Here is a 24,184-nt window from a genome sequence, read left to right as displayed (position 1 = left end):
CTGCAAACTCGGTATCTACCCATCCCATTCCAACAGCACTAAGGTACAATAACTCACTGCACGGGAACTACGCAGAATTTTTATGACAGAAACCTACAACGTAGAAATCGTTCACCAGGGACAAAGCTATCACTTACAAGTTCCAGAGGATAAGTATATCCTGTCTGCCGCCTACGAAGCGGGTATTGACCTGCCCAGTTCTTGTACTTCTGGTGTTTGTACCACCTGCGCCGCCAAAATTACCGGCTCTGGTAGCGTCGATCAAGAAGATGCTATGGGGTTGGGAAGCGATTTGAAGGAAGAAGGCTACGTCTTGCTATGCGTAGCCTATCCCCGTTCCGACTTAAAAGTAGAATCGGAAAAAGAAGACGAGGTCTACGAACGTCAGTTCAAACAACCTGATTGAGAAAACTTTATAGATTGGCGGAGAGATTCGGTGTTGGCTAACCGTAACTTCCTTTTCTGGTTGGCCAACACCTGTTTTTTCGAGAGCAAACCAGATGCATCCTGTTTCTTATACCAAATCCGACATGGGAGAACCACAATTCTTCTGTAGAAGCAACCCCCCCTGGCTTTCGTAGGGGGAGAAGGGCACTACCCCTATGCTTCGGCAGGCTCAGCACAAGCGTTTTTGTAGGTTTATGTACATCGGATTTGGTATCAAAATTCCTTTCTCCAATTAACGAGCCGCAATCCCAGGTGCATACGCCTCGACAACTTTACCAGTGCGCGTACAAGTCACCAGCAAGTAATCGCAAACCGGGCACTGGGTACGGGTTAGCTGTCTGTCAAGGATATGGTGGCGGTGAGCGTGGTTGCCGCAGTTCGGGCAAGGCAGCAGGTAAATGAGACGATCCATCTTAAAACCTCTTCATATTTGGCCAGACAACTCAAAAAAAATTATCAAAGAACGGATTTTGTTTTCTGGAAAAGCAAGACCAAAAATTGTCTGCTTTCTAATTAATTATAGTTTTTTCTCTAATTAGATTCAAGATGGTTTGGGATGGCGATCGCATATCGTAATAATCGATCCCCAGTCATTTTTTTTGGATTCTTTATATTTTCTTTAGATTTTTATCCCGCTTTTTTGGTTAGAAAAGCACTTCTAGAAACCAGAAGCGATCGCCGAGAGTCTCCGGATTTTTTCTGATAACACCGAACCATTCCCTAAACTACGTAGAAGAAATCACGAGGGTCGCAGAACGTTATATTAAAGTTCGATAAAGCAATTTCTGGTATGGTAGAGGTCGAATGGCATAATGACTAAAGCTGGAGTCCTATCCATGCGTTGCCAGGCTTGGCCCGACGTTGGGGTAGGAAATTGCGGAATCTCTTATTTTCAGAGCATTTCGCCCTTGACAGTTGGTGGTTGCTTCCTAGCATGGTAAAAGCTGGTACTGGTTTCCCTACAGACCGGCTCCCCTAGGAAACTTATCCAACCCTCCCCTTGTGCCTTGTTCGATCTTGATGCGAACCACCCACCACTTCCGTTAGCTATACTTTAGCCATGGCTCCTGAGAAGATCCTTGTCGTTGACGACGATCCGGCAGTTCGGAATTTAATTCATCGCTTCTTGAGCAGACAAAACTATCAAATGGAGTCTGCCGAAGATGGCAAAACTGCCATGGAAATCTTTCATAAAATCAACCCCGATTTGGTCATCCTAGATTTAAACCTACCCGACATTAGCGGCTACGAACTTTGCCAGGAAATGCAGCGTCAAACCGGCGTCTTCGTGCTCATGTTAACCAGCCGTACCGACGAAGCAGATAAAATTCGGGGATTTGCTCAGGGAGCAGACGACTACATCACCAAACCTTTTAGCTTGATGGAGCTAGGAGCTAGAGTGGGAGCCATTCTCAAACGCCAACGCAGCGTTGCTCCTACCGAAGAAACGCCCCTTGTTTATAGCAATCTTGCCATTGACCCCGCCCGCCGCGAAGTTACCCTCGACGGCAAACTGCTTAACTTAACCGCCCTAGAATTCGACCTGCTGTATTTTCTTGCCAAAACCCCAGGTCGCGTCTGGCGGCGTTCGGAGTTAATTCAAGAAGTTTGGAACTACGACTACGTAGGGGAACCGCGGGTTGTAGACGTACATGTCGGTCAAATCCGACGCAAAATCGAACCCGATGAAAAATCGCCATCTTTTATACAGACCGTACGGGGGGTAGGGTATAAATTTGAAGCACCAGATACGAGCAATACCAATACTGAGACCGATACCGATACGACAGACAAAAAAACATGAATCAACCCTACAATGTGTTCCTCAAGAACATGGCGAGGAGCTTACTTTTGGGAAGCTGCGGTTGGTTGCTGGTTGCTTGTGCTTCCCCCAACCAAAACGGTCAAACCCAGATTATTGTAGCGGCGGCGGCCTCCTTAAGCGATGCTTTTACCGAAGTTGGTGAAAGCTTTGCAACCAACCATCCCCACATTACCGTTGATTTTAATTTCGCTGCTTCTGGTACCCTACAGCGTCAAATCGAACAAGGATCTCCCACGGATGTGTTTGCCAGTGCTGCCAACCAACAAATGGATGCACTGGAAGCACAAAACCTGTTGCTTGCCGGTAGCCGGCAACGCTTTGCCCGCAATCAAGTGGTTGTCGTTGCCACTGCCAACAGCGACCTTAACATCGACGAACTCACCGATTTAGAGAACGACAGTATCCAACGAATCGCCATCGGCAACCCTGCCACCGTGCCTGCTGGGACTTATGGCAAAGCTGCTTTAGAATCGGTGAATCTCTACCAACCCCTCAGCGATGCCCAAAAATTGGTTTTTGGGGAAAACGTGCGCCAGGTGCTTACCTATGTGGAACAGGGCAACGCACCGGTGGGCATTGTTTACGCCACCGATGCCGCTATCGCCCCCAATCTGGAAGTAGCGGTGAGGATTGCCCCGCAGCAATCTGGAGATATCGAATATCCCATTGCTATTATTGAGCAAAGTCAAAACCCGGAAGCTGCCCAAACCTTTATTGATTTTGTCACCAGTTCCCAGGGGCAAGAAATTTTACAGAATTACGGTTTTCTTACTCAAACGAATTTATAGGATCCCGGTTGCAAATACTCAGCCACCCGTGGTGCCAGTTCGTAGCCGCGTCGGGCACAATCGCCCATGGCGACTCCATCGCTGTAGTTGCTGCACAAAAACAACCCCGGTAGCGATCGCACCCCCGCATCAATGGCTGCCAGCCGACTCCCGTGACCGATAGTATACTGAGGGATGGCCTGTTTCCACAAGTGAACCTGTAGTACTTTTGGTTGTTTGTCTTCCCGCAGCAGGGTCTGGCACAAATCCCGATGTACCAGTTGGGCAATTTGTTCTTGATCCAAGTTCGCAATTTCTGGATCGGTGGTGCCGCCAATAAAATTCAGCAGCAATTCCCAACCTTCCGGTGCCCTCCCCGGAAACAGACTAGAGCCCCAAATGGTGCCCAAAGTGCGAATGCCCTGACCCCGAGGAATCAAATTGCCAAATCCATGTAAGGGTTGTTTTTTAAACGCACTGCTGGGATAGCCTAAAACCACACAAGCTACGGGCGGGTAGGGAATGCTTTCCAAGGCTTGGATGGCTTGTTGCTGCTGGGAATTGACATGGGGGTAGGATTTGAGCAAGTTGGCTGTTACGTAAGCCGGTGTTGCCAAAACCAGCGATCGCGCTTCTACCTGTTGGTGCCCCTGCGGGGTAGCAAATTCCACCAAATAATTGCCACCTTCCGTTTTACCGATGCTTTTTGCCTGCCAGTTCACCCGCACTCGCGAACCCAATTTTCCGGCAATGGCTTCCGGCAAAGACTGCAAGCCCCGTTGAAAGGAACCTAACTGCCCGCGTTGCGTTTTTGGCAAATTGCGATCGCGGTTTTTTTTCTGCGTTGGTGCCTGACGCCGCGATAAAATAGCTCCCGCTACCAAGCTGCCCCCAACTTTTTCCAAACGTGCTATCCGGGCAAAAGCAGAAGCCGCTTCCAGTTCGTCGGGGTTACCAGCATATACCCCAGAAGTAAACGGTTCCACCAATTTTTGCAAGACTTCAGGTCCCAGGTGGCGGCGGATAAAATCGGAAACGCTTTCCGGTTCGCTGGTCACGTGGGGCGGTACAAATCCCAATGCCCCCAACAGCGCCCGTAGTTTGCCCACAGGACTTAAAATAGGGGAAGTAACGGCACTGGGCGGACTGTTCGGCAGTGCAATCAATCTTCCTTGCCAGTAAACGTAGCGCGGCAAGCGGCGGTCAGCCAAAATCAACTCATCTTTCAAACCGACATCCACAGCAAGTTGCAGCAGTTCGGGTGTGGGCGAAAAACTATTGGGACCTTCTTCGTACAAAAATCCCTCACTCGAAGCACTGGTTACGCTGCCTCCCACCCGAGGTTGGCTTTCCGCCAGTAAAATATTGTCCACCGAGCGATCGCAGTTGACCAAAGCATGAGCCACGCTCAATCCGCTTATACCACCACCCACAATTAAGGTATCTACCCATACAGGCGATGCTTCGTTTGCCTCGTTTCCATTTTCCGCAATGGCATTCATGATTTTTCTGTCTTCCCTTTTCCTGGAACTGCTTTTTCTCACCCTCAAAACGTAGCCCCACAGGGCGAAGGGCTGGTCAGCTACCTGAAGCTGGAGGCATAAAGCCCCCGCGCTTCAGCCGGGGGTGTTGACTGCATGGCACTTTCCCAGCTATTTATCAACCAAAAACAATGGATGGTAGAAATCGAACAGAACGTATTCACTGATGCCGTTTCTATCTACCATCCAACTGCTGGCGATGGCAGGGACAGCCCAGCAGGCCTGCCCCTACTAGAATACCAGAAAACCAGTTACGCCGAACGTTGAAACAGAGCTTCTAGATACACCCGCGCTGCCTGACGTTGGTTTTGGGAAGTTTCGGAAGTATCGCTATCGCCATTTTGAAGTAAAAACAGAGAGAGCGCCGCAGCAAACACGCGGTCTTGGTCCCAATCGGGATGGTTTTCTAAATAGGCGGTTAGAGATTCGTGCAGCTCTTCAGGGATTTCGGCCAGGATGCTGACTTTCATAAGCACTCCTTACATATCAAAGACCCGCTTGGGGTTGGGATAACTTCATCGCAAGCCAATGGTTCGCTCCGCCAAATCCTAGCGATGGCAGCCAAGGTACCGACCTATTGGACCATCGCTGCCAGACATTCGACGAAGGAGCAACCGGTGTCTGTTGGGAACTGTAGGAAACGATCCTGCAGGCATCTTTCTTCCCACAAAAGGATAGCGAATAGCTATTCGCGAAGCGTTTTCCGGTTTTTTCCGTCGCTCCTTTGGCGAAAGCAACATTTTCCCCATCCGCGCGAATACCGCTCCAACGGGCGCTTGAGACGCCTTGAAGCTTTGGGGATTTGCGTGCGTTGACGATTTATTGTGCGCTATCTGGGGGTGGGGTTGTCAATGTTGCAAATTGTAAAGAAATGCCGTCAAGATGGTATCTCCCTGGGGAGAAGCAACGCAGTTATGGGGATTTTAGTCCTCAAAGCGTTACATAAATTAACAAAAATAGGGTGTTTCCTATGGCCGTCGGCAAAATCCACAACCAGACCAAAAATGCCGATCCCGTCTGTCTACCTTGGGGAAAACGGAGGCAAACTTGTGGAAAACAACGGCGGAACCTGTGGAAAACCTGTGGAATCTTTGGGGAAAAGAAGAACAATTGTAAAGAATTGTAAATTTCCGGTTGGGACCTGGCTAATATAGCTAAAACTCCCCCTATGAGAGAAATTCCGCTGCTTGCTGGCGGATGGCAACCCGTTCCGACTCGGACATGCGGTGGAGATTTTTGAGAACCATTCCCATGCGATGCAGCGATCGCAATTTTTCTTGGTGGCGTTCCAAAAAGTTCCAATATAGGTAGTTGAAAGGGCAAGCATCTTCACCGATGCGCTTTTTCGGATTGTACTGGCACCCCCGACAATAATCGCTCATTTTATTTATATAATTGGCCGAGGCGGCATAGGGTTTGGATGCGATCGCGCCGCCATCAGCAAACAACCCCATCCCCATCACGTTGGTCTGCATTACCCAATCGTAGGCATCGATAAAAGCAGCGTGAAACCAATTTTTGACCTCCTGAGGAGAGCATCCAGCAATCAGGGCAAAATTAGCCAAAACCATCAATCGCTGGATGTGATGGGCGTATCCCGTTTTCTCTACCTGTTGCAGAACCTCTCGCAAACAATTCATTTCCGTTTTTTGGCTGTCCCAGAAAAAATCCGGCAAAGGATGCGTATGTTGAAACCAATTCATGGTCGCAAAATCTCTATTCCACGTTTGATAAATTCCTTGCATGTATTCCCGCCAGCCCAAAATTTGTCGGATAAATCCCTCAACGCTGTTTAAAGGCAAATCTCGCTCGTAGTAAGCTTCTTCGGCAGCACGAATCACTTCCAGCGGCTGCAGCAAGCCAATATTTAAATAAACTGAAAGCAAAGAATGCCACATTGTCGGTTCCCCCGTTACCATGGCATCCTGGTAAGGACCAAATGTTGGTAAAATTTCCCGTACAAAGCGATCGCGTACCTGCAATGCCTGTTCTCTGGTTACCCCCCAGCCAAACGGTTCCGCCCAACCGTAGGTGGGAAAAGGCAAGTGCTTCACTTGTTCGATAACCGATTGGGTGATTTCGTCAGGGATAAATCTTAAAGGAGTCGGTGTTTGTAAAGATTCTCCTTTTTTGGGAGGGCGACGGTTTTCTTTGTCTAAGTTCCAAGTTCCGCCAACTGGGCGATCGCTTGCCATTAAAATCTGGAATTTACGCCTACCTTGACGGTAAAAATCTTCCATGAGCCAACGTTTACCCCCTTTTTGCCATTGGGTAAATTCTTCGCGACTCCATAAAAAGTTATTATTTTCGGTAAATATAATTTTACAAGGAAGGGGAAATTGGTAAATTGCTTCTGCAAAAGAGCGATCGCTAGGGGCCATCATCCAGATTTCGCTAATTTGATTTTCCTCAATCCAATGAGATAGAGGGTCGAAAAAACAAGCAGCTGCTGGAAAATAACTGACCGACCAACCTTGCTGGCGGAGTTCGGCAGCAAAATGCCGCATAGCCGACCAAATGAAAATTAGCTTTTGCTGGTGATAGGGACGCTGTTGTGCGTACTCTAAAGATTCGATAAAAATAACTGATACCCGATGGCGGTTGTGCCAGTGAGTAGCGAGTGCGGTTTGTTGGGGATGCAGTTGGTCACCCAATATCCAAATACCAGTAGTCATGATGGGGAAGATTCGTTGTTGTTTGGGTTATGGTGGGGCTGTTGCTGAAGGGGAATCCGAATGGTAAATGTGGTGCCCTCTCCTACAGATGAAGAATATTGTAATTCTCCTTGGTGCAGTTCGGTGATAATTTGATAGGCAATCGACAATCCCAATCCCGTTCCTTTCCCCACTGGTTTGGTGGTGAAAAAGGGATCGAATAGGTGTTTTTGTACTGCTTCTGTCATTCCCATGCCGTTATCTGCCAGTTCGATTTCCACCCAATCGTCAGCTAAACGGGTAATAATATCGATTTGCAAGCTATCTTTTTGGTTTTTCTGGTAGGCAGTTTCCAAAGCATCGATGCTGTTGGTGAGTAGGTTGACAAATACTTGGTTGAGTTGGTTGGCATAGCAGCCGATGGCAGGCAAATCTCCATAGTTGCGTACGATCTCAATTTCCGGGCGATCGCATTTTTCCGTGAGGCGGTGGTGTAAAATGGTGAGGGTACTTTCCAACCCTTCGTGCAAGTCTACTTCTTTCCAGTAGGCTTCGTCGAGGCGCGAAAAAGTACGCAGCGATCGCACAATATCCCGAATTCGTTCTGCCCCCACTTGCATAGAGTGAATCAATTTGGGAAAATCATCGATAATAAAATTCAAATCGCTTCCAGCCAAGTCTCCCTCGGGTAGGGCATTTTCCCAGTCAAGCTTTTGGTAGTGCTGCAACCAATTAATCAGTTCGCTGGTATATTCCTGAGCATGCGTAATGTTGCCGTAGATAAAATTAACGGGATTGTTGATTTCGTGAGCAATTCCCGCCACAAGCTGTCCCAAACCAGCCATTTTTTCGTTGTGGATTAGTTGGGTTTGGGTACGTTGCAGTTCGTTGAGGGTATGTTCCAGTTGCAAGGCGTGTTGGGAAGCAACTTTGGCCGATTCTTGGCTTTTTTGGTAAAGGGTGGCTTGGGAAATCGCAATGTTCAAACAATCGCACACCGATAGCAAAATTTCTGTTTCCCAAACTTGCCAACTTCGCGGTTTGTCTTCCTGAATGCACCCAATAATACCAATTTCCCCTTGCTGGGTGATGGTGGGTACGGCAAGAAACGCTCGCATGTGCCAGCGTTTCAGCATTTTTTGCGCTGATAGCGTCAGTTCGGCTTCCAGTTGGTTGGTATCGTCTACTTGCACCACTTCCAAATGAAGGCATTTTTGAGTCAGAAAATTATCCCCACTAGCCGGGTAGATGCCCAGATTACTGCCCTTTTCTGGAGATTTCGCTTCTTTGACACAGTTCCAAACTGGCAAATTCTCGCCATTTCCCGGTTCGTACCAAAGAAAACCGCAGCGATCGACTTGCAAGAGATGGCGAACGGAGCGAACGGCAGTTTCTAAAACCGTATCTAAGTCAAGGGATTGGCGGATTTGATTGGTGATGCGATTTAAAAGTGCTTCTTTTTGTGCTTTTTTACGCAACTGTTCTTCTTGCCACCGCAGGGAATTTTCAATGGTTTTGCGATCGCGAATATCCCGCGCTATGGTAGCATAAAATTCAATATTCCCTTGCCGGTCTTTGTGGGCGGTAATTACTTGCGATACCGGAATAATATTGCCGTAGCGATCGACAAATTCACTTTCCCCATGCCAGACTTGCTGCTGTTCGGCAATGGGAATGGCACTTTCAAACGCTGTTTGCCGTACTTGGGGTGCGTAGTAGTCGCTGATATGCTGTTGGGTGATATCTTCTTCTGGTGACAATCCCAACATGCGCCGTCCCGCTGTATTGATATAATAGGGATGTCCGGCAGGATCGGAAATCCCTACAAAGTCCGTGGTGGCTTCTACCAACGCTTCCAGTCGGTCTTTGGCTTGTTCCACTTCCTTATCTTTGGTAATATCTCTTGCAATGGCGTAGATAACTTGTTCTTCCGGTACCGCGATCGCACTCCAAGACAGCCACCGGTAACTGCCATCAACATGCCGGTAGCGATTTTCAAAGGTAGTCAGCTTTTCCGTTTCCAACAGTTCCTTACCTTTGTTGTTGGTTTCTTCCCAATCATCGGGATGAACCAACTCTGGTAGTGCTTTCTGGCAAAATTCTTCCGGCTGATATCCCAGGATTCTCGTTACCGCTGGGTTGACTTGCAAAAACACCCCTTGGAAATTTAAAACGCAAAATAAATCCAAGGAAAGTTGGAAAAATTTGCCTGCGGTGGGAAACTTGGAACAATCCTGACAGGTTTCTGGCATTTCCCAAGAGCATTCCAGTGGCAGCCAAGAACCAATAATTTCCGAGGGAGTGCCAGTTTCGTTTTCTATCGTCTGCCATTCATCGCGAATCCAACAATAAGAACCGTCGCGCCGGCGCAAGCGATATGCCTGCGTTCCGCTTTTGGCTTTGATAGGCGTTTGCGGTGGTATTTCCCCATTCCAGCTACCAACCACTTGGGGAAAATCTTCTGGGTGGATACTTTGATACCAGAAATGGGGGTCTTGCAGGCATTCTTCTACGTTATATCCTAATTTAGAAGCGATATTTTCGCTGACAAAGTTCAGCCCATGCGGTGGATTGGTATCCATGCTATAAATAACAGCAGGACTGGCAGCTAGGAACTGCCGCCATCTTGCTTGCTCTTGCTGGGATGATGGTTCGACCATAGCTACGTTTGAATTGTTTCCTCAACCAGAGTTGGGGATATGCCTGACAGGTAGAAGGTAGAATGTCTGGCGGTGGAGAATGGGTGCGACAATTTTTCGCCGCTTTTGTTCGTTTCCCACCATTGCCAATAACCATCCCCTCCTAGTTGATTCTTTTCCCAACTATTCTGACACTTCAATTGTTATTCATTATGGTTGCTGCTTTTGTCCCCTAGCATCCGTATATTTACGGCAATATCGTTGTCTGGTTTCCATATCTGGCACCAAATCTGGGGCTGACAGTTGCTAGAACTCTTGATAAAAGTTGTTTATTGTGGTATAGTAAATGGTATATAGGCAATTTTATAGAACCTTGGTGCAAAGGAAAATTTTTTCCTCCCTGCCCGTTCGGGGAAACAGCAGTTTTTTGCAGACGTTTCGCTCAAACATCTAGGCAGGGCAAAAATAATAAAAATATTTTCGAGCAGGTTAGATGTTTGGGTTGGAGTGTCCCATTCAACTCCCCCTTTTTTACAGCGAGTGCCCTCGCCCTATGTACCATCTATTATAGGGCATTCTAATTGATTTGTCTACTTGGCTGTGGCAGCGATCGCTATTTTCCGTACAAGCAGATCCCTACCAGAAGAATCTGGTTCTGGCTGGAGGAGGCTTTTTCCGTTGAGAAGGTTTTCGACGCGCTACTTCCTTATCCCCTCGCCGGATGGGACAGGAAAAACTTGACAAAACGGGACGAGCTTGGTATGATTTAAACATAACAATTCTGGCTTAGCTAGGAAGCCAATTTTCCCTCATTTCTTTTTTTCTCATCAAAAAGGAAAATTTTTCAAACCCCCTAGCGGAGGGGAAGGTTCTGGTTGAGGTTCCTTTGCTCAAACATCTAGGCAGGGCAAAAATAATAAAAATATTTTCGAGCAGGTTAGATGTTTGGGTTAGAGTGTCCCATTCAACTCCCCCTTCTTTACAGCGAGTCCCCTCGCCCTATGTATTACCTATTATACCTCATCCCAACTTTTTTGTCTATAGGGCGGTAAATTTTTTTTGGTACTGAATAATTCAACTGAATAATTAATGCCAAATCCGTACTGCAAAAACCCGATAAAGCCCCCAGGCTAAGGCGAAAACTTCTCGTGTTTTTCCCTTTTCCCCCTAGGGGATCAAAAGGGGCGGGCACCTCGACTGCCCACCCAGCAAACTCTAAATTTCTCTATTGATTGATAGAGTTAGTTGCTTGTAGATATTACTTCACAGCCTCTTGCAATCCTGCTTGTACGTCTTCAGGCAAGAACACTGCATACATACCGCGCAAATCGCCTACTTCAAAATTGAAGGCTAAATCTTCAGGATATCCTTTTTTCACGAAATCGGGACGAGATTCAGCATCGCCGTGGCAAGCCAAACAAGCCGGTTCGACATTAATGCGACGATAGTAGCGCAAACCGGGTTCTCCATGCAGCTCTTCTTTTTGCCAGTAAGAAATTAAGTTCGGGTTCTGGCGAAAAGCATCGAGCGCCTCTTGCGCTTCTGGGGTAGCCGGAGCGTGGTTGGGATTGCGGTATTTATCCGCAACTTGCTTGACATTCCAGATATTTTCTTGGCTCAGTTGCTTGGCACGTTTGCCCACCGGCGCGCAGACTTCTTTCATGGTCTGCATGGTGGGCTTACCTTCCATATCTTCAATAGTAGAAGCCAACTGAGAGCGCATTTGGTCGAGAGCTTCTATTTCCCGGGCAATATTGCCAATTTCTTCGGGATTGGGAGGGGTTTGGGTTTGGGCTTGTATCGCAGCAGGCGAACCCAACCACAGGAAAAAGGCGGCGGATAGTACGAACAGCAGGCGGATAAAAGATGCAAACATAGTCACCTCGTTGGTAGTACTAGGCGGCACTGGGTTGGTCGTAGACTACATTACTCAATAAACATAAACTTGTATAGGTAGAAAACCCACCCACCAGGTTCGGTTGCATCATCTATCTGACTAGCATACCGTCTTTGATTTTTTCTGGCGGATTGAGAACCACGCGATCGCCTTTTTCCAGACCGGAGAATACTTCCACTTTTCCTTCTTCTTCAGCCCCAGGAGTAATTTTAGTGAACTGTGCTTTTCCATCCACTACCTGGTATACCCCAGTAATGCCCAAACGTTCTACAACCGCCGCTTGGGGAACCACCAAAGTCTCAATATCTCCCGATTTTTGTAGCCGGATGCGACCGAACATACCCGGAATCACATTTTGTGTGGGTTCGATGGTAATTTTCGCCTGGAAACTGCGAGAGTTGGGGTCGGCGGAAGAAACGATCTGGTCTACCGTACCAGCCACCGTATCGTTAATGGCATCAATTTGTACGTCGATATTTTGACCAACCCGAATGCTATCGATGAGAGATTCGGGAACTTGCACGGTAAACCACAAGCGATCGCTCCTTTCAATGGTAACAATGGGCTGTGCTAAAAACTCGCCCACCATAGAACCAACAGCAGCGTGTTTTTTGGTAATCACACCATCAAAAGGAGCCACCACGCGACCGTAATCCAAATCGGCTTGGGTTCGTTCCACCTCAGCTCGGGCTGCTTGTACCTGAGCTTGAGCTTGTTCGACCTGAGCTTGGGCTTGTTGCATTTGAGCATCTGCCTGGTCAATGGCAGATTTCGCTTGCTCCATATTAGCCTTAATTTGTTCGATCCGCGCTTGGGTCATCTCGACGCGGGTATTGGCATTATCCAGGCGGTCTTGACTAACCACCCCCTGGCTGGCCAAATTTTGCATCCGTCGCTGGTCGAGTTTGGCATCTTCCAAATCTGCTTGTGCCTCTTGCAGTTTGGCTCTAGACTCTTCCAGTTTCGCTTGGGCTTCGTTTTTCTGGGATTGGGCGGTTAGTTTGGTAAACTGTGCCATAGAAACCGCTGATTGGGCTTGAGAGATACCAGCCTGAGCCTGATTTTGCCTTGCTTGAATGCTCTCGACATCAACATTAGCAATCAAATCACCGGCGTTCACCAAATCCCCCTCATCGACATTGAGCTGTTCGATCCTACCGGTAACGCGACTGCTGAGTGTCACGCTATCCACCGCTTCTACGCTTCCGGTGAGAACGCGCTGTTGCACCGTTTTATCGACGGTAACTTCCCCGGTTTCCACGGAGATAGTTTCTGGTTCTTCTTGGGCAACGACTTGGTTGGAGTTGGCTGGCGTACGTAGGCTGCTAGCAAACCACCACCAACCGCCGCCTACAGCGAGCAAGGTCATTAGCGTGACTGCCCCGATTTTGGGGCTTTGCCGCCAGATATTCTGTCCGTTAAATGGGTGTAGTAAAGAACTACTCATGATTACTTCCTCTTTATGTCAGCGCCGCTACGATACGTGGTAGCTACGAACTGCGATTCGGATATTTAGAATTTGTGAAGATTGTTGGTCATTTGTCCTTTGGTGGCACAGGATGTGGGAATTCCCCAACTCCTGTCCCTTCTCCATTCGTTTGGTTTTCCAGCGCGAATGGGAGCTGGCAGCCGCTTAATTTAAGAAGGCTAGGAAGGTTGTGACTTTTGGCGGGCTCTCATGCATAAAGTGAGCAAATCCGGGTCGATCACTCGGTAGTACCGGCATACCCCCACGCGGCGACAAGCCACCACACCGGCATTTTTGAGCAAATGTAAGTGTTTGGATACGTTGGCTTGGGATAAGCCAGTGCGATCGCAAATTTCTTGTACTTTACATTCGCCGTTGCAAATAGCAGACAGGATTTGGAGGCGACTCGGTTCGCTCAAGATTTTGAACCGATTGGCCAAATTTTCCAGTTCGTGGGGTTCAAGAGCAAGATCCATACGCATTCACCTGTAGAGGTAACTTGATTGGTTGGGAGTAGAGAATAGGCAATAGAGAGTAGAGACGGACAGCCGAGCCAACTCGGTATCTGCCATTTCCATCTCTATTCCCTAGTCCCTAGCCTCTATCCCAAATTCAAAAAATCTTGATTTTAGCTTTTTGAGGCGAATGCCTGGTTGCCGGTTTCCCGAGTGGTGTCTAAAGGTTCTACCAGCGACAAGCCCATAAACCGCAAGCCCCAACGCTCGAACCAGGGTACGGCCAAACCGAACCGCATCTTGCTGAGGAAGAAGGTTTCAAAGGCGGTTTTCGACCAGCTGACCCATTTGCCGCGTTTGGTAATGGCGCGCCGGCGTGTGCCCGTTTTAGGATCGGGCAGTACTGGGTCGGCGACGAACACAATGCCGGTATCACCAAAGTCGGCAATGCAAATGGCTTCTAGGGTGGGTTGCACAGGTTTGGCTTTGCTGACGCCCAGTTTGATGGCAATGTTGTGGGCGGCTGCCATGCCCATGGCTTCGGTCATTTGTCCGGTTTTGGGAACGCCCACCGGCAGCGGGGTTTTTTCGGGTGGGTTGATTTCCACAATGACGCCGGCACTGTAGACGGATTCGTATTTGGGATGCTGGTAGGTGTTGGTAACCGGTACGAATCCTTTGGGGTTGGTGAGTTCGGGAGCTTCCCGCAGAAAGGCTGGTCCCCGGAACGGCGGCAGCAGCATGGCATATTTAAAGGGCAACTGCTCGCCACTGTCGAGGTCCATGTGTTCGGGGTGGATTTCTTTGACGGCGGTATTGGGCAGAACGCGAATGCCTTTGTTTTCTAACAGGTCGGTGACTAGTTCGGCGGAGTTGGCCATGCCGCCAATGCCCAAATGTCCGACGTAGGGTTCTGGGGTAACAAAGGTGATGGGCACGCGATCGCGCATACCCTTACGGCGCAAAACGTAGTCTGCCAGCAAGGCAAATTCGTAAGCCGGTCCAAAACAGCTCGCTCCCGGAACGGCACCCACAACCAAGGGACCGGGGTCTTGTAAGAATTTCTGCCAAGCTTCCTTCGCCATTAAGGCATGGTGGGGGTTACACACCGACTGGGTGTAGCCGTTTTCGGGACCCAAACCGGCAATGGCATCGGTGGCAAGTTCCGGACCGGTGGCTACGACCACGTAGTCATATTCCAGGGTTTGTTCTCCGGCGACGAGGGTTTTGTTTTCTGGATCGATGTGGTTGACTTTGCCGTGGATCCAGTCGATGTTGCGCCCTTTCAGCAATTTGCCTACGTCAAGCTGGACCCGCTCTAATGGGGTCAGGTCGAAGGCTACCCAGGGCAGCGATGGGGTAAAGGTGAAGTTGGGTTTGTCGGAGATCAGGGTAACGCGGTGTTGGCGAGGTAGAATATGCCTTAGCTCGTAGGCAGTTGGCAATCCCGCCAATCCAGCGCCAATAACTGCAACGTGTGCCATGATTCTATATCCTCTTTACTATGTTTGATTCGGCAAGCGGTATTTTTTTGAGGGTTGCTGGTACCAAAGCAACGTTCGTTTGATACCTTTATTATACTATAAAACTAAATAGTTATAAAAGCAAGTCTCCCAAAAACTTGCTGGGAAAAACCAAAATATCTGTACAATCGAGCAGGAATGAAAGCGGGAAAGCTACCAGCTTGAAAAACGCCGAAATTTCTGGTTATTCGCATTTTCTACAATTTCCCGAGGCGAAATGGGAAATAAGCTGGCTTTTGGGTGCGTTTTTTATCTTTATATAGCTATAAGAGCGTTTCTATGCTTCTATGCTAGCATACCGCTAGCGAGGCACAAACAGCAGTAAAGGCGCTAGCCACTCCAGTCACAGAAGCTCGCCAGTTTGTTATTGTATAACTAAAAATACAGCCACGATATAGTAGATACTAGCTTAGGTGCCAGTGTCCCCATCATTGGGTAGTTCGCGATCGCTTGTGCGTTGTGGGGGAGGGCCCTCCTTTGGTCATTCCCAAACGTCATACCAGCAGCTACTTGTCAACCAAACATTTGATAAAACCTTTTAAATTTCTTCTTTTAGGTAAAACCTTTCTTCAAAGTATCTATGACCGTGCAACTGAACGACCGACAACAACACGTTCTCTGGGCTACTGTACAGCATTACGTAGCCACAGCAGAACCGGTAGGTTCCAAAGCCATTGCCAACGAATACAACTTAAGCGTTAGTCCGGCAACCATCCGCCATGCTTTTTCCTTGCTAGAGAAAGCCGGCTTGCTGTACCAACCCCACACCTCCGCCGGGCGCGTTCCCTCCGACTGGGGATATCGCGTGTACGTAGACCAACTGCTGCAACCAGCCGCCGAACAGACCAAACGTCAGGTAGAAACCCTGCTTTCGCAAAAACTCAACTGGTCGGAAAGGGATTTTGAAGCAGTTTTACAGGGCGCTGCCCAAATTCTTTCCACCCTCAGCGGTTACATTACCCTCATCACCATGCCCCACGGACAAACCGCTTGCTTGCGTCACTTGCAGTTGGTACAAGTGGGACCGCAGCGAGCCATGTTGGTCGTGGTCACTGACTCCTACGATACGCAATCTACGCTGGTGGATTTACCCGTTGCCCCGGAAGAAGAAATTCCCAACGCCGAGACTGTAGACAGGGAACTGGAGATTCTCTCCAACTTTTTGAACAGCCAACTGCGGGGGCAACCGTTGAATAACTTACCGGAGTTGGATTGGAGCGAACTCGACCGGGAATTTCAACGATATGGAAATTCTTTAAAAAATTTGCTGGCGGAACTTTCCCATCGTTTGTACAACCCCCCGGTAACGCGGATGTTAGTGGGTGGGGTGTCGGAAGTGTTGCGGCATCCAGAATTTTCCGAACTGCAGCAGTTGCAAGCCTTGCTGCATTTGCTCGAAGACGAGCAAGACCTGCTGTGGCCGTTGATTTACGAGCTACCAGAAACCGACAGCCAAGACAAACGGGTCAATATTCGGATCGGTTCGGAAAATCCTTTAGAACCGATCCGCAACTGTACGTTGATTTCCAGTACCTATCGCCAAGGGAATTTGCCCGTAGGGAGCGTTTGTTTTCTCGGACCTACGCGCATGCGTTACGAAGACGCGATCGCCATGGTAGAGTCAACGGCGGATTATTTTTCCTCCATTTTCTCCTAACCTAGGGTGGAACCGTTCCAGCCCCACATGTAGCCTTGAGCGTCTGCAAATTCAATATAGACGCGATTTTTGGCCACGCCGAGTTGGTTTTCCACGCGATCGCAAAAATCCTGGCTCATAGCTTGAGTTTGGTCGGGTTTCATACTACCCACACTTTTAACTTCCAGATAGCAAGCCGGGTCTGTGGTTCCCGCAAAGGTCATGGGAACTTCATCTTCAAAAGAGGTCATCACAAACGATTCCGGTTTGCCGATGTGGCTAGCCAAGCTCGACGATAGTTCCTTCAGCATGGCTTCTACCTTAGCGCGATCGCCAACCTGAGCTGAGGTTTGAACTTTTAGTAAAGGCATCTCGTTCCTCCTTAACAAGCCAATCCACGAGTTATTTTAGCCGCCATACTGCCATCCTGTACTTTCCAACAGTAGCGGTTCGCCATCGCGATGCAAACCAGCGGCAATCACCTCGCCAACAAACACCGTATGGTCGCCATGTTCCACGCTACCGACCACGCGGCATTCCACATATCCCAGAGAATCGGAAATAATCGGACATCCCGTTTCTCCTTCGTAAAATTCCATATCGGCGAACTTGTTGCCCACCCGCTGTTGGGGTTTAAAGAACTTCTGAGCCACTTCTTTTTGTCCGGCTTCCAAAAAAGTTAAGGAAAAGACACCACTGTTTTTAATTTTCTGGTGGGAACCGGATTTGGTATTCACACAGTTGACCACCAGAGGAGGCTGGAAAGAAGCCTGCATCACCCAACTAGCGGTGAAACCGTTCATTTCCTCGCCATCTCGAACCCCACAGATATACAAGCCGTGGGGAATTTTCCGGAGTATGGTTTTCTTCGCCTGTTCGTCTAACAAGGAGTATGTACCTCCAAAACATCGCTAATGTTTTGTAGTGTAGCAAGGGCACCGACCCCAAAACTAGGTCTAGAAGTGCAACAGCTGGAGCGTGGGAGCTTACCGAGCGTGGGAGCGTGGGAGCTTACCGAGCGTGGGAGCGTGGGAGCTTACCGAGCGTGAGCTTGGGAGATATAATTGGTTGTTTTCTCCGATGCTCCGACGCCCCGATGCTCCGACGCCCCGATGCTCCGACGCCCCGATGCCCCGATGCCCCGACGCCCCGACGCCCCGATGCCCCGACGCCCCGATGCCCCGACGCCCCGATGCCCCGACGCCCCGATGCCCCGACGCCCCGATGCTACGTATGAACGGCAACCTCCGGCGGAGAAACAATTTCAAACGCCAAATTATCCTGGTTGTAGAAATCGTAGGTAAAGCGATCGCGAAGATTCGTATCGCTCAATTCTAAGTTATAAAAATTCACTTCCTCATGCTCGAGGAGCGGTCCCGCATGCCAAGTGCCCAATCCCAACTTAATAAAACAATTCCCCGGAACGCGAAAAGCCGCCATTTTTTCAATCTCCGGATAATCTTTATCGCTAGGCGGGGCTACTGCAATATACCAATCTTTCCCCTGCAAAGACCCCAAACACTGGGTGCATTGGCTGTGGCGGGTAATAGTGTGGAAACGGCACCCACATTTTGACAGACGCATAATATAAAATCGAGGCGTACCGCGATCGAGACACAACTGGGCATCTTCGCGATCGAAAGGTTTGTCATCAGCCATCGGAAAAATTGCCTGACCAAAAGGCAAAAAATTATCCCGCGTTACCCAAGTTGCCGGAATTTGTTTTATCGTGTGCGACGTACTCACCAGTTTAGCTCCTTGAAGACAGCTGTTCGTTTTTAGGGTATATCCACACCAGCTAAATCGTATGTAGCTGGAAAAATTATGTTATCTCAAGCTATCCTTATCAAACGTAAATTTATCATTATATAGAAATTTGCCCATACTTTTTTCTTTCCAGGCTGTCTTAACAGAAAATTAATCTGCTCTTAACAACCCGATAGTGTATCGCTACAACCTCACCGAGTAAGGTGTGAAGCAATTGGAAAATTCATGCAAAAAACCGATATCTTCTGGTGAGGAGTGCCCATCTATGGCCATACAGCTCAATCCCCTTGGTAGATTTACCACAGGAATCTTTGACGAAGGGGCAGCCGAAATCGTTGCCCACGACCCCAATTCCCAACGCCTCTTTGTTGTCAATTCCAACAGTGCCACCGTTGATATCCTCGATATCGCCGATCCTAGCAACCCCACCAGAACCGCTGCCATTGATGTCAGTGCTTTTGGTGCCGGTGTCAACAGCGTAGACGTATACGAAGGTATCGTCGCCACAGCCGTAGAAAACCAAGACCCACAAGCCCCAGGCAGCGTAGTTTTCTTCGATACCGACGGCAACGTCCTCAACAGCGTCACCGTTGGATCCTTACCTGACATGGTCACCTTCACCCCCGACGGTAATAAAGTCTTGGTAGCCAACGAAGGGGAACCCAGCGACGACTACACCAACGACCCAGAAGGTTCAGTAAGCATCATCGACGTTTCCAATGGTGTGGATAACCTGACCCAGGGGAACGTCGCCACCGCTTCTTTTGCCCCCTTCAACGGGAAAGCCGAAGCCTTACGCAACCGGGGCGTACGTATTTTTGGTCCCAATGCCAGCGTTGCCCAAGATTTGGAACCAGAATACATCGCTCCCACCGCCGACAGCAGCCGTGCTTACATTTCCCTGCAAGAAAACAACGCCATGGCTGTGGTAGACCTAAATACCGCAACAGTTTTAGACGTACTACCCTTCGGCGTTAAAGAGCACCTACGGGGCGACACCCTACTGTCTCAATTTGACGTTACCAACTTGCCCCCCTTAGGAACCACTGCCGATGGAGAAACCTTTCAGCTAGGGGGATTATCGGGACTTTCCTTCAGCGGCGTCAATCCCGAAACCGGAAACTTCCAGTTTTGGACCGTTCCCGATCGCGGTCCCGATGCCGGCACCCAAGACGTAGACGGCGACGGTGAAGAGGAACGTCTGTTTTTACTACCCGACTACCAGCCCCGCGTAGTACAGCTAGAGTTGAACCCCAGCAGTGGTCAAGTGAACGTTGTCGGTCAAATTCCTCTGACCAAATCCGACGGTAACACCCCCATCACCGGTTTGCCCAACCTTCCTGGCGTTGACGAACAGCCGTTCCAACAAGTGGGCGATAGCTTCCAGGAACTCCCCTTCGATCCCCTTGGTGCCGATTTGGAAGGCATCGTTCGCGGACCTGGCGGGGATTTTTGGATGGTAGATGAATACCGTCCTTCCATTTACCAGTTTGGTCCCGACGGCGTTTTGAAAAATCGTTTCGTTCCGGAAGGCACAGACCCCAACGGTCAGGGAACCTTTGGCAGCGAAACCTTGCCAGAGGTCTACGGCAGCCGCCGTGCCAACCGGGGTTTTGAAGCAGTCTCCTTTGACAGCGACGACGGCATTCTGTACGCCTTCATCCAAACCCCTCTGGAAAATCCCAACCGCGAGGCATCGGACAATTCCCAGGTCATTCGGATGCTGGGCATCGACCCTGCCACCGGCGAACCCGTAGCCGAGCATGTCTACTTACTGGAAAAACCTGAATTTAGCGAAGGCAACGTCGATAAAATTGGCGATGCGGTTTATGCCGGGGATGGCAAGTTCTTCGTAGTAGAACGGGATTCGGGCACCAATTTCACCAGCCGCAAACCTATCTATCAAATCGACACAGAAGGAGCTACCAATCTCCTCACCGACCCCATTAGCCCAATTCCGGGGCTGACCCTAGAACAACACACCCCCGACCAACTGCAGCAAGCTGGTATTCAACCCGTCAGCAAAACGGAAGTTCTCAACCTGCCTTCAGCGGGATACCTCCCCAGCGATAAACCCGAAGGTCTTGCAATTGTTCCCGACGGTGCCGATGCCTCAACGCTAGCGATTCTCAACGATAACGATTTTGCCCAAAATCCGGATACGGCTGCCATTCGCATGGGCATTTTGAACTCCGAGTTCTTGGAAGGCAACCAGTTGGATGCCAGCAATGAAGATGGGGAAATTAACCTGCAAAACCATCCCATCTTTGGTATGTACCAACCGGATGCCATCGATACGTTTGAGGTTAACGGAGAAACCTTCGTTATCGGTGCCAATGAGGGGGATGCTCGGGATTACGATACTTTCAGCGAGGAAACCAGCGTTGCCGATTTGAATCTGGATCCGGAAGCGTTTCCCAATGCCGAAACTCTGCAACAGCCAGAGAATTTGGGGGCGTTGACGGTCACCAATGCCAACGGCGATGTCGATGGCGATGGGGATTACGACCAAATTTTCTCCTTTGGCGGTCGTTCCTTTGCCATTTGGGATGAATATGGCAATTTGATTTTCGATAGCAGCGATGATTTAGCCAGGATTACGGCATCGAGTTTTCCCGATTTCTTCAATTCCGATAACGACGAAAATACTTTTGATAGCCGCTCGGATGACAAAGGAGCGGAACCGGAAGCTCTCACCACCGGCGTCATTGGCGATCGCACTTATGCTTTTGTGGGATTGGAACGCATCGGCGGCATTGTGGTATACGACATTACCAATCCGGCGGTACCCGAACCCATCCAGTACATTAATCCCCGCGATTTTAGCGGCGACCCAGAAGCCGGAACGGCAGGGGATTTGGGACCGGAAGGCATGAAGTTTATTGCCGCCGATGAAAGTCCCATTGACAAACCATTGCTGGCAGTTGGCAACGAAGTCAGCGGCAGCACTACGGTTTACGAAATTAACCCTGCCCCAGCAGCTTCTCTACAAATTCTCCACGCTTCCGACCTGGAAGGTGGTGTGGATGCCATTGAGGATGCCCCCAATTTTGCGGCGGTTGTCGAAGGTCTGGAAGCGGATGCGGCTAGCAAGGGCATTCCTTCGATTACGGTGTCGGCTGGGGATAATTACATTCCCGGTCCCTTTTTCTCGGCAGCAGGGGATGATTCCCTGGAGAGTACGTTCCAGAATTTGCTGGGCAATCCTAACGCCGAACCAGCCCCCGGACGCGCTGATATTACGGCCATGAATATTATTGGGTTTGATGCATCAGCGTTTGGCAACCACGAGTTTGATAACAGCACCAGTGCGGTGGAAGATATCATTACTGCCGATGTGGAAGATAGCGATGAAGATGGTACGCTGGATACAGCTGCTTGGTTGGGGGCTGACTTTCCGTATTTAAGTGCTAACTTGAACTTCTCCAACGATGGACTATCGGGGGTAACTAGCGATCTCATTTTGCCCAGTACGGAATTTAATTCTCCTTTGTCCAATTTAGAAGCGGCGGCGGCTGCTCCCAAAATTGCACCAGCGACCATTATCGAACGCGGCGGTCACCAATTTGGGGTAGTGGGTGCCACAACGCCCCTTGTGGAAAGCATTTCTTCTCCAGGCGATGTCGATGTGAAAGGAGCAGAAAGCAATAACATGGCTGCGTTGGCAGCGGTTCTGCAACCTACCATTAACCAGTTGGAAGACCAAGGGGTAAATAAGATTATTACCGTCACCCACTTGCAGCAATTCCAGTTGGAAGAGCAATTGATGCCCTTGTTGCAAGGGGTTGATATCGCGATCGCGGGGGGGTCGGATACGATTTCTGCCGATGAAAGCGATCGCTTGCGTTCCGGCGACGAAGCAGATGTGCCCTATCCGGTTATTACCCAAAACGCGGATGGCGAACCGGTTGCCATTGTCAGTACTGACGGCGAATACTCCTACGTGGGGCGTTTGGTTGCCGATTTCGATGCTAACGGCGTTCTGATTCCCGAAAGCATAACCCCCGAAGAAAGCGGTGCGTTTGCTACGGATACCCAAGGCGTTACCGATGTTTGGAATAGCGTGGCACCCGGGCAAGACCCATTTGCCCCCGGTACCAAAGGCGCGCAAGTACGAACGCTGACGGATGCTGTAGAAGGGGTGGTAACCGCCAAAGACCAACAAGTTTTTGGAGAAACCACGGTTTTTCTCGACGGTCGTCGCTCGCAAGTACGTACCGAAGAAACCAACTTGGGTAATCTCACGGCAGATGCGAACTTGTTTGTTGCCCAGCAAGCCGATCCTGCCGTACAAATTTCCTTAAAAAATGGTGGCGGTATCCGTGCCCCCATTGGTGAGGTAATTGGCGATGCGGGGCAAACGGTTCCCCCGCAAGCGAACCCGGTTTCCGGGAAAGAAGAAGGGGAAATTTCCCAGTTAGATATTGAAAACAGCTTGCGATTTAACAACGATTTGAGCTTGCTGACGGTAACAGCAGAGGAACTCAAACAAGTTATCGAAAACGGTGTTTCGGAAACTGCCCCAGGAGTGACGCCGGGTCGTTTCCCGCAGGTGAGCGGCATGGTATTTAGCTTTGACCCCAGCCAACCGGCGGGTTCTCGCGTGCAGTCGCTGGCGGTTCTCAACCCAGACGGCACGGTGAGCGATGCTGTGGTGCAAAACGGCGAAGTGGTAGGCGATCCATCACGTACATTCCGCATGGTAACCCTGGGTTTCCTTGCCGATGGTGGCGACAGCTATCCGTTCCCAGATTTTGCCAATACCGATCGCGTGGATTTGGAAACAGCGGAACAGGAAGCTCTAGCACAATATCTGCAAGAGATCGGTACGTTTACCAATGCAGAAACGGCACCGGCGGAGGATACCCGCATTCAAAATCTCTCGGTTCGTGGCGACACCATTTTTGATGCTGGTTTTGTAGCACGCAGTGGCGAAGATGTGGATTTGGCACTACCGGATTTGGTGGGAGACGATGCCACGGCTGAGGATTTGAATGCTGTTGGCAGCAGTGAAGATTTCTCCGATCCGATTGTAGACATGTCGTCGAATTCCGAGTTGCAGGTAATGGCTTCCCGTTTTGAAAGTATTTTTGGGGCTCCTGCTACAAGCGTTAGCGGTTCGGATTTGGATCCGTTGGCGGCAGATGGTTCGTCGGCTACGTTGTTAGATAGCGATCTTAATGAGGCTGGTGCCCTTCTCTAAAAGTTCGTAACATTTTTGAAATAGAGCGATCGCTTTTTACTTACCGAGCGATCGCTTTTTTTATCAAAGAATTGCGATTGAAATCCATCCAAATCCAACCTAGGGAAACCACAATCTTGCTGTAGGAGAAACTCCCCGTAACTGCTTTCTTGTCGGGGTAAGCACGGGGGCACGACCCCTACATTTTCGTGGGTGTATGTACGTCGGATTTCGTATCATACCATTTCCTTAATAATATGCAAGAGATAATAGAGGCATTTTTGTAGGGGCGCAACGCGTGAGTAGGGGCGCAACGCGTGAGCGCCCCTACCAGGGCAATTGAAAAATTCCAGACAATCGTTGTTTTTCAGAAATGGTATCAG

18 protein-coding genes are annotated in these 24,184 nt (G+C 49.5%); 6 read left to right on the top strand and 12 right to left on the bottom strand.

The window, feature by feature from the left end; genetic code table 11:
* Positions 1-82: 82 nt before the first annotated feature.
* Positions 83-406 (top strand): 2Fe-2S iron-sulfur cluster-binding protein, encoded by a 324-nt coding sequence (locus AS151_RS08025; protein WP_071516527.1) that lies wholly within the window; start codon positions 83-85, stop codon positions 404-406.
* Between the two features lie 273 nt (positions 407-679).
* Here AS151_RS08025 and AS151_RS20710 read toward each other — a convergent pair whose 3' ends face one another.
* Positions 680-859 (bottom strand): replication restart DNA helicase PriA, encoded by a 180-nt coding sequence (locus AS151_RS20710; protein WP_084639456.1) that lies wholly within the window; start codon positions 857-859, stop codon positions 680-682.
* A 648-nt stretch (positions 860-1,507) separates the two neighbouring features.
* Between AS151_RS20710 and AS151_RS08020 the strand changes: the two genes are divergently transcribed.
* Positions 1,508-2,251: a response regulator transcription factor gene (locus tag AS151_RS08020; protein ID WP_071516526.1), complete on the top strand. Its 744-nt coding sequence runs from the start codon at positions 1,508-1,510 to the stop codon at positions 2,249-2,251.
* On the top strand, positions 2,248-3,060 hold the full coding sequence (gene modA, locus AS151_RS08015; RefSeq protein ID WP_071516525.1) for a molybdate ABC transporter substrate-binding protein: 813 nt from the start codon (positions 2,248-2,250) through the stop codon (positions 3,058-3,060). The genes AS151_RS08020 and modA overlap by 4 nt, the downstream gene beginning before the upstream one ends.
* On the opposite strand, the gene hemG is transcribed toward modA, so the two are convergent.
* Positions 3,045-4,541, bottom strand: a complete 1,497-nt coding sequence (hemG, locus tag AS151_RS08010; protein ID WP_071516524.1) for a protoporphyrinogen oxidase — start codon at positions 4,539-4,541, stop codon at positions 3,045-3,047. The two genes, modA and hemG, sit on opposite strands and share 16 nt — an antisense overlap.
* Positions 4,542-4,676: 135 nt before the next feature.
* On the opposite strand from hemG, the gene AS151_RS22030 reads away from it, so the two are divergent.
* Positions 4,677-4,847 carry a hypothetical protein gene (locus tag AS151_RS22030; protein WP_170861345.1) on the top strand — a complete coding sequence of 57 codons (171 nt, stop codon included), beginning with the start codon at positions 4,677-4,679 and terminating at the stop codon, positions 4,845-4,847.
* On the opposite strand, the gene AS151_RS08005 is transcribed toward AS151_RS22030, so the two are convergent.
* From AS151_RS08005 to AS151_RS07975, 7 genes are all read right to left on the bottom strand, one after another.
* Entirely contained in the window at positions 4,832-5,056 is a 225-nt protein-coding gene (locus AS151_RS08005; RefSeq protein ID WP_139240573.1) for a DUF2811 domain-containing protein, read from the bottom strand. The genes AS151_RS22030 and AS151_RS08005 overlap by 16 nt on opposite strands.
* A gap of 690 nt (positions 5,057-5,746) precedes the next feature.
* The gene (locus tag AS151_RS08000; protein ID WP_071516522.1) at positions 5,747-7,255 is read right to left on the bottom strand and encodes a cryptochrome/photolyase family protein; all 1,509 of its coding nucleotides are present in this window, start codon (positions 7,253-7,255) and stop codon (positions 5,747-5,749) included.
* Positions 7,252-9,894 carry a PAS domain-containing protein gene (locus tag AS151_RS07995; protein WP_071516521.1) on the bottom strand — a complete coding sequence of 881 codons (2,643 nt, stop codon included), beginning with the start codon at positions 9,892-9,894 and terminating at the stop codon, positions 7,252-7,254. Before AS151_RS07995 ends, AS151_RS08000 begins: the two co-directional genes overlap by 4 nt.
* A 1,237-nt stretch (positions 9,895-11,131) precedes the next feature.
* A complete protein-coding gene (locus tag AS151_RS07990) occupies positions 11,132-11,749 on the bottom strand; it encodes a DUF3365 domain-containing protein (RefSeq protein ID WP_071516520.1) in 618 nt (205 codons plus the stop codon).
* 112 nt (positions 11,750-11,861) lie between these two features.
* Positions 11,862-13,217, bottom strand: coding sequence for an efflux RND transporter periplasmic adaptor subunit (locus tag AS151_RS07985; RefSeq protein ID WP_071516519.1), 1,356 nt, complete (start codon positions 13,215-13,217; stop codon positions 11,862-11,864).
* A 200-nt stretch (positions 13,218-13,417) separates the two neighbouring features.
* On the bottom strand, positions 13,418-13,714 hold the full coding sequence (locus tag AS151_RS07980) for a metalloregulator ArsR/SmtB family transcription factor (RefSeq protein WP_071516518.1): 297 nt from the start codon (positions 13,712-13,714) through the stop codon (positions 13,418-13,420).
* A 152-nt stretch (positions 13,715-13,866) separates the two neighbouring features.
* A complete protein-coding gene (locus AS151_RS07975) occupies positions 13,867-15,177 on the bottom strand; it encodes an FAD-dependent oxidoreductase (protein WP_071516517.1) in 1,311 nt (436 codons plus the stop codon).
* Between the two features lie 619 nt (positions 15,178-15,796).
* On the opposite strand from AS151_RS07975, the gene hrcA reads away from it, so the two are divergent.
* Positions 15,797-16,873 (top strand): heat-inducible transcriptional repressor HrcA, encoded by a 1,077-nt coding sequence (hrcA, locus tag AS151_RS07970; RefSeq protein ID WP_071516516.1) that lies wholly within the window; start codon positions 15,797-15,799, stop codon positions 16,871-16,873.
* Here the strand turns inward: hrcA and AS151_RS07965 are convergent.
* The 3 genes from AS151_RS07965 to AS151_RS07955 form a co-directional block, all read right to left on the bottom strand.
* Entirely contained in the window at positions 16,870-17,223 is a 354-nt protein-coding gene (locus AS151_RS07965; RefSeq protein WP_071516515.1) for a phenylpyruvate tautomerase MIF-related protein, read from the bottom strand. The two genes, hrcA and AS151_RS07965, sit on opposite strands and share 4 nt — an antisense overlap.
* Positions 17,224-17,259: 36 nt before the next feature.
* Positions 17,260-17,739, bottom strand: a complete 480-nt coding sequence (locus AS151_RS07960; RefSeq protein WP_071516514.1) for a flavin reductase family protein — start codon at positions 17,737-17,739, stop codon at positions 17,260-17,262.
* A 340-nt stretch (positions 17,740-18,079) separates the two neighbouring features.
* Positions 18,080-18,598: an ureidoglycolate lyase gene (locus AS151_RS07955; RefSeq protein WP_071516513.1), complete on the bottom strand. Its 519-nt coding sequence runs from the start codon at positions 18,596-18,598 to the stop codon at positions 18,080-18,082.
* Positions 18,599-18,884: 286 nt separating this feature from the next.
* On the opposite strand from AS151_RS07955, the gene AS151_RS07950 reads away from it, so the two are divergent.
* Entirely contained in the window at positions 18,885-23,822 is a 4,938-nt protein-coding gene (locus AS151_RS07950; RefSeq protein WP_071516512.1) for a choice-of-anchor I family protein, read from the top strand.
* Positions 23,823-24,184 lie beyond the last annotated feature (362 nt).

The sequence above is a fragment of the Geitlerinema sp. PCC 9228 genome (assembly GCF_001870905.1).
Taxonomy (GTDB): Bacteria; Cyanobacteriota; Cyanobacteriia; order Cyanobacteriales; family PCC-9228; genus PCC-9228.
The sequence above is the reverse complement of the archived record's forward strand: the minus strand, read 5'-3'. Positions and strand labels throughout refer to the sequence as shown.

Coding starts and splice junctions, on each gene's coding strand:
- AS151_RS08025 (WP_071516527.1), top strand. CDS start 83: ATGACAGAAACCTACAACGTAGAAATCGTTCACCAGGGACAAAGCTAT.
- AS151_RS20710 (WP_084639456.1), bottom strand. CDS start 859: ATGGATCGTCTCATTTACCTGCTGCCTTGCCCGAACTGCGGCAACCAC.
- AS151_RS08020 (WP_071516526.1), top strand. CDS start 1,508: ATGGCTCCTGAGAAGATCCTTGTCGTTGACGACGATCCGGCAGTTCGG.
- modA (WP_071516525.1), top strand. CDS start 2,248: ATGAATCAACCCTACAATGTGTTCCTCAAGAACATGGCGAGGAGCTTA.
- hemG (WP_071516524.1), bottom strand. CDS start 4,541: ATGAATGCCATTGCGGAAAATGGAAACGAGGCAAACGAAGCATCGCCT.
- AS151_RS22030 (WP_170861345.1), top strand. CDS start 4,677: ATGGCACTTTCCCAGCTATTTATCAACCAAAAACAATGGATGGTAGAA.
- AS151_RS08000 (WP_071516522.1), bottom strand. CDS start 7,255: ATGACTACTGGTATTTGGATATTGGGTGACCAACTGCATCCCCAACAA.
- AS151_RS07995 (WP_071516521.1), bottom strand. CDS start 9,894: ATGGTCGAACCATCATCCCAGCAAGAGCAAGCAAGATGGCGGCAGTTC.
- AS151_RS07990 (WP_071516520.1), bottom strand. CDS start 11,749: ATGTTTGCATCTTTTATCCGCCTGCTGTTCGTACTATCCGCCGCCTTT.
- AS151_RS07985 (WP_071516519.1), bottom strand. CDS start 13,217: ATGAGTAGTTCTTTACTACACCCATTTAACGGACAGAATATCTGGCGG.
- AS151_RS07980 (WP_071516518.1), bottom strand. CDS start 13,714: ATGGATCTTGCTCTTGAACCCCACGAACTGGAAAATTTGGCCAATCGG.
- AS151_RS07975 (WP_071516517.1), bottom strand. CDS start 15,177: ATGGCACACGTTGCAGTTATTGGCGCTGGATTGGCGGGATTGCCAACT.
- hrcA (WP_071516516.1), top strand. CDS start 15,797: ATGACCGTGCAACTGAACGACCGACAACAACACGTTCTCTGGGCTACT.
- AS151_RS07965 (WP_071516515.1), bottom strand. CDS start 17,223: ATGCCTTTACTAAAAGTTCAAACCTCAGCTCAGGTTGGCGATCGCGCT.
- AS151_RS07950 (WP_071516512.1), top strand. CDS start 18,885: ATGGCCATACAGCTCAATCCCCTTGGTAGATTTACCACAGGAATCTTT.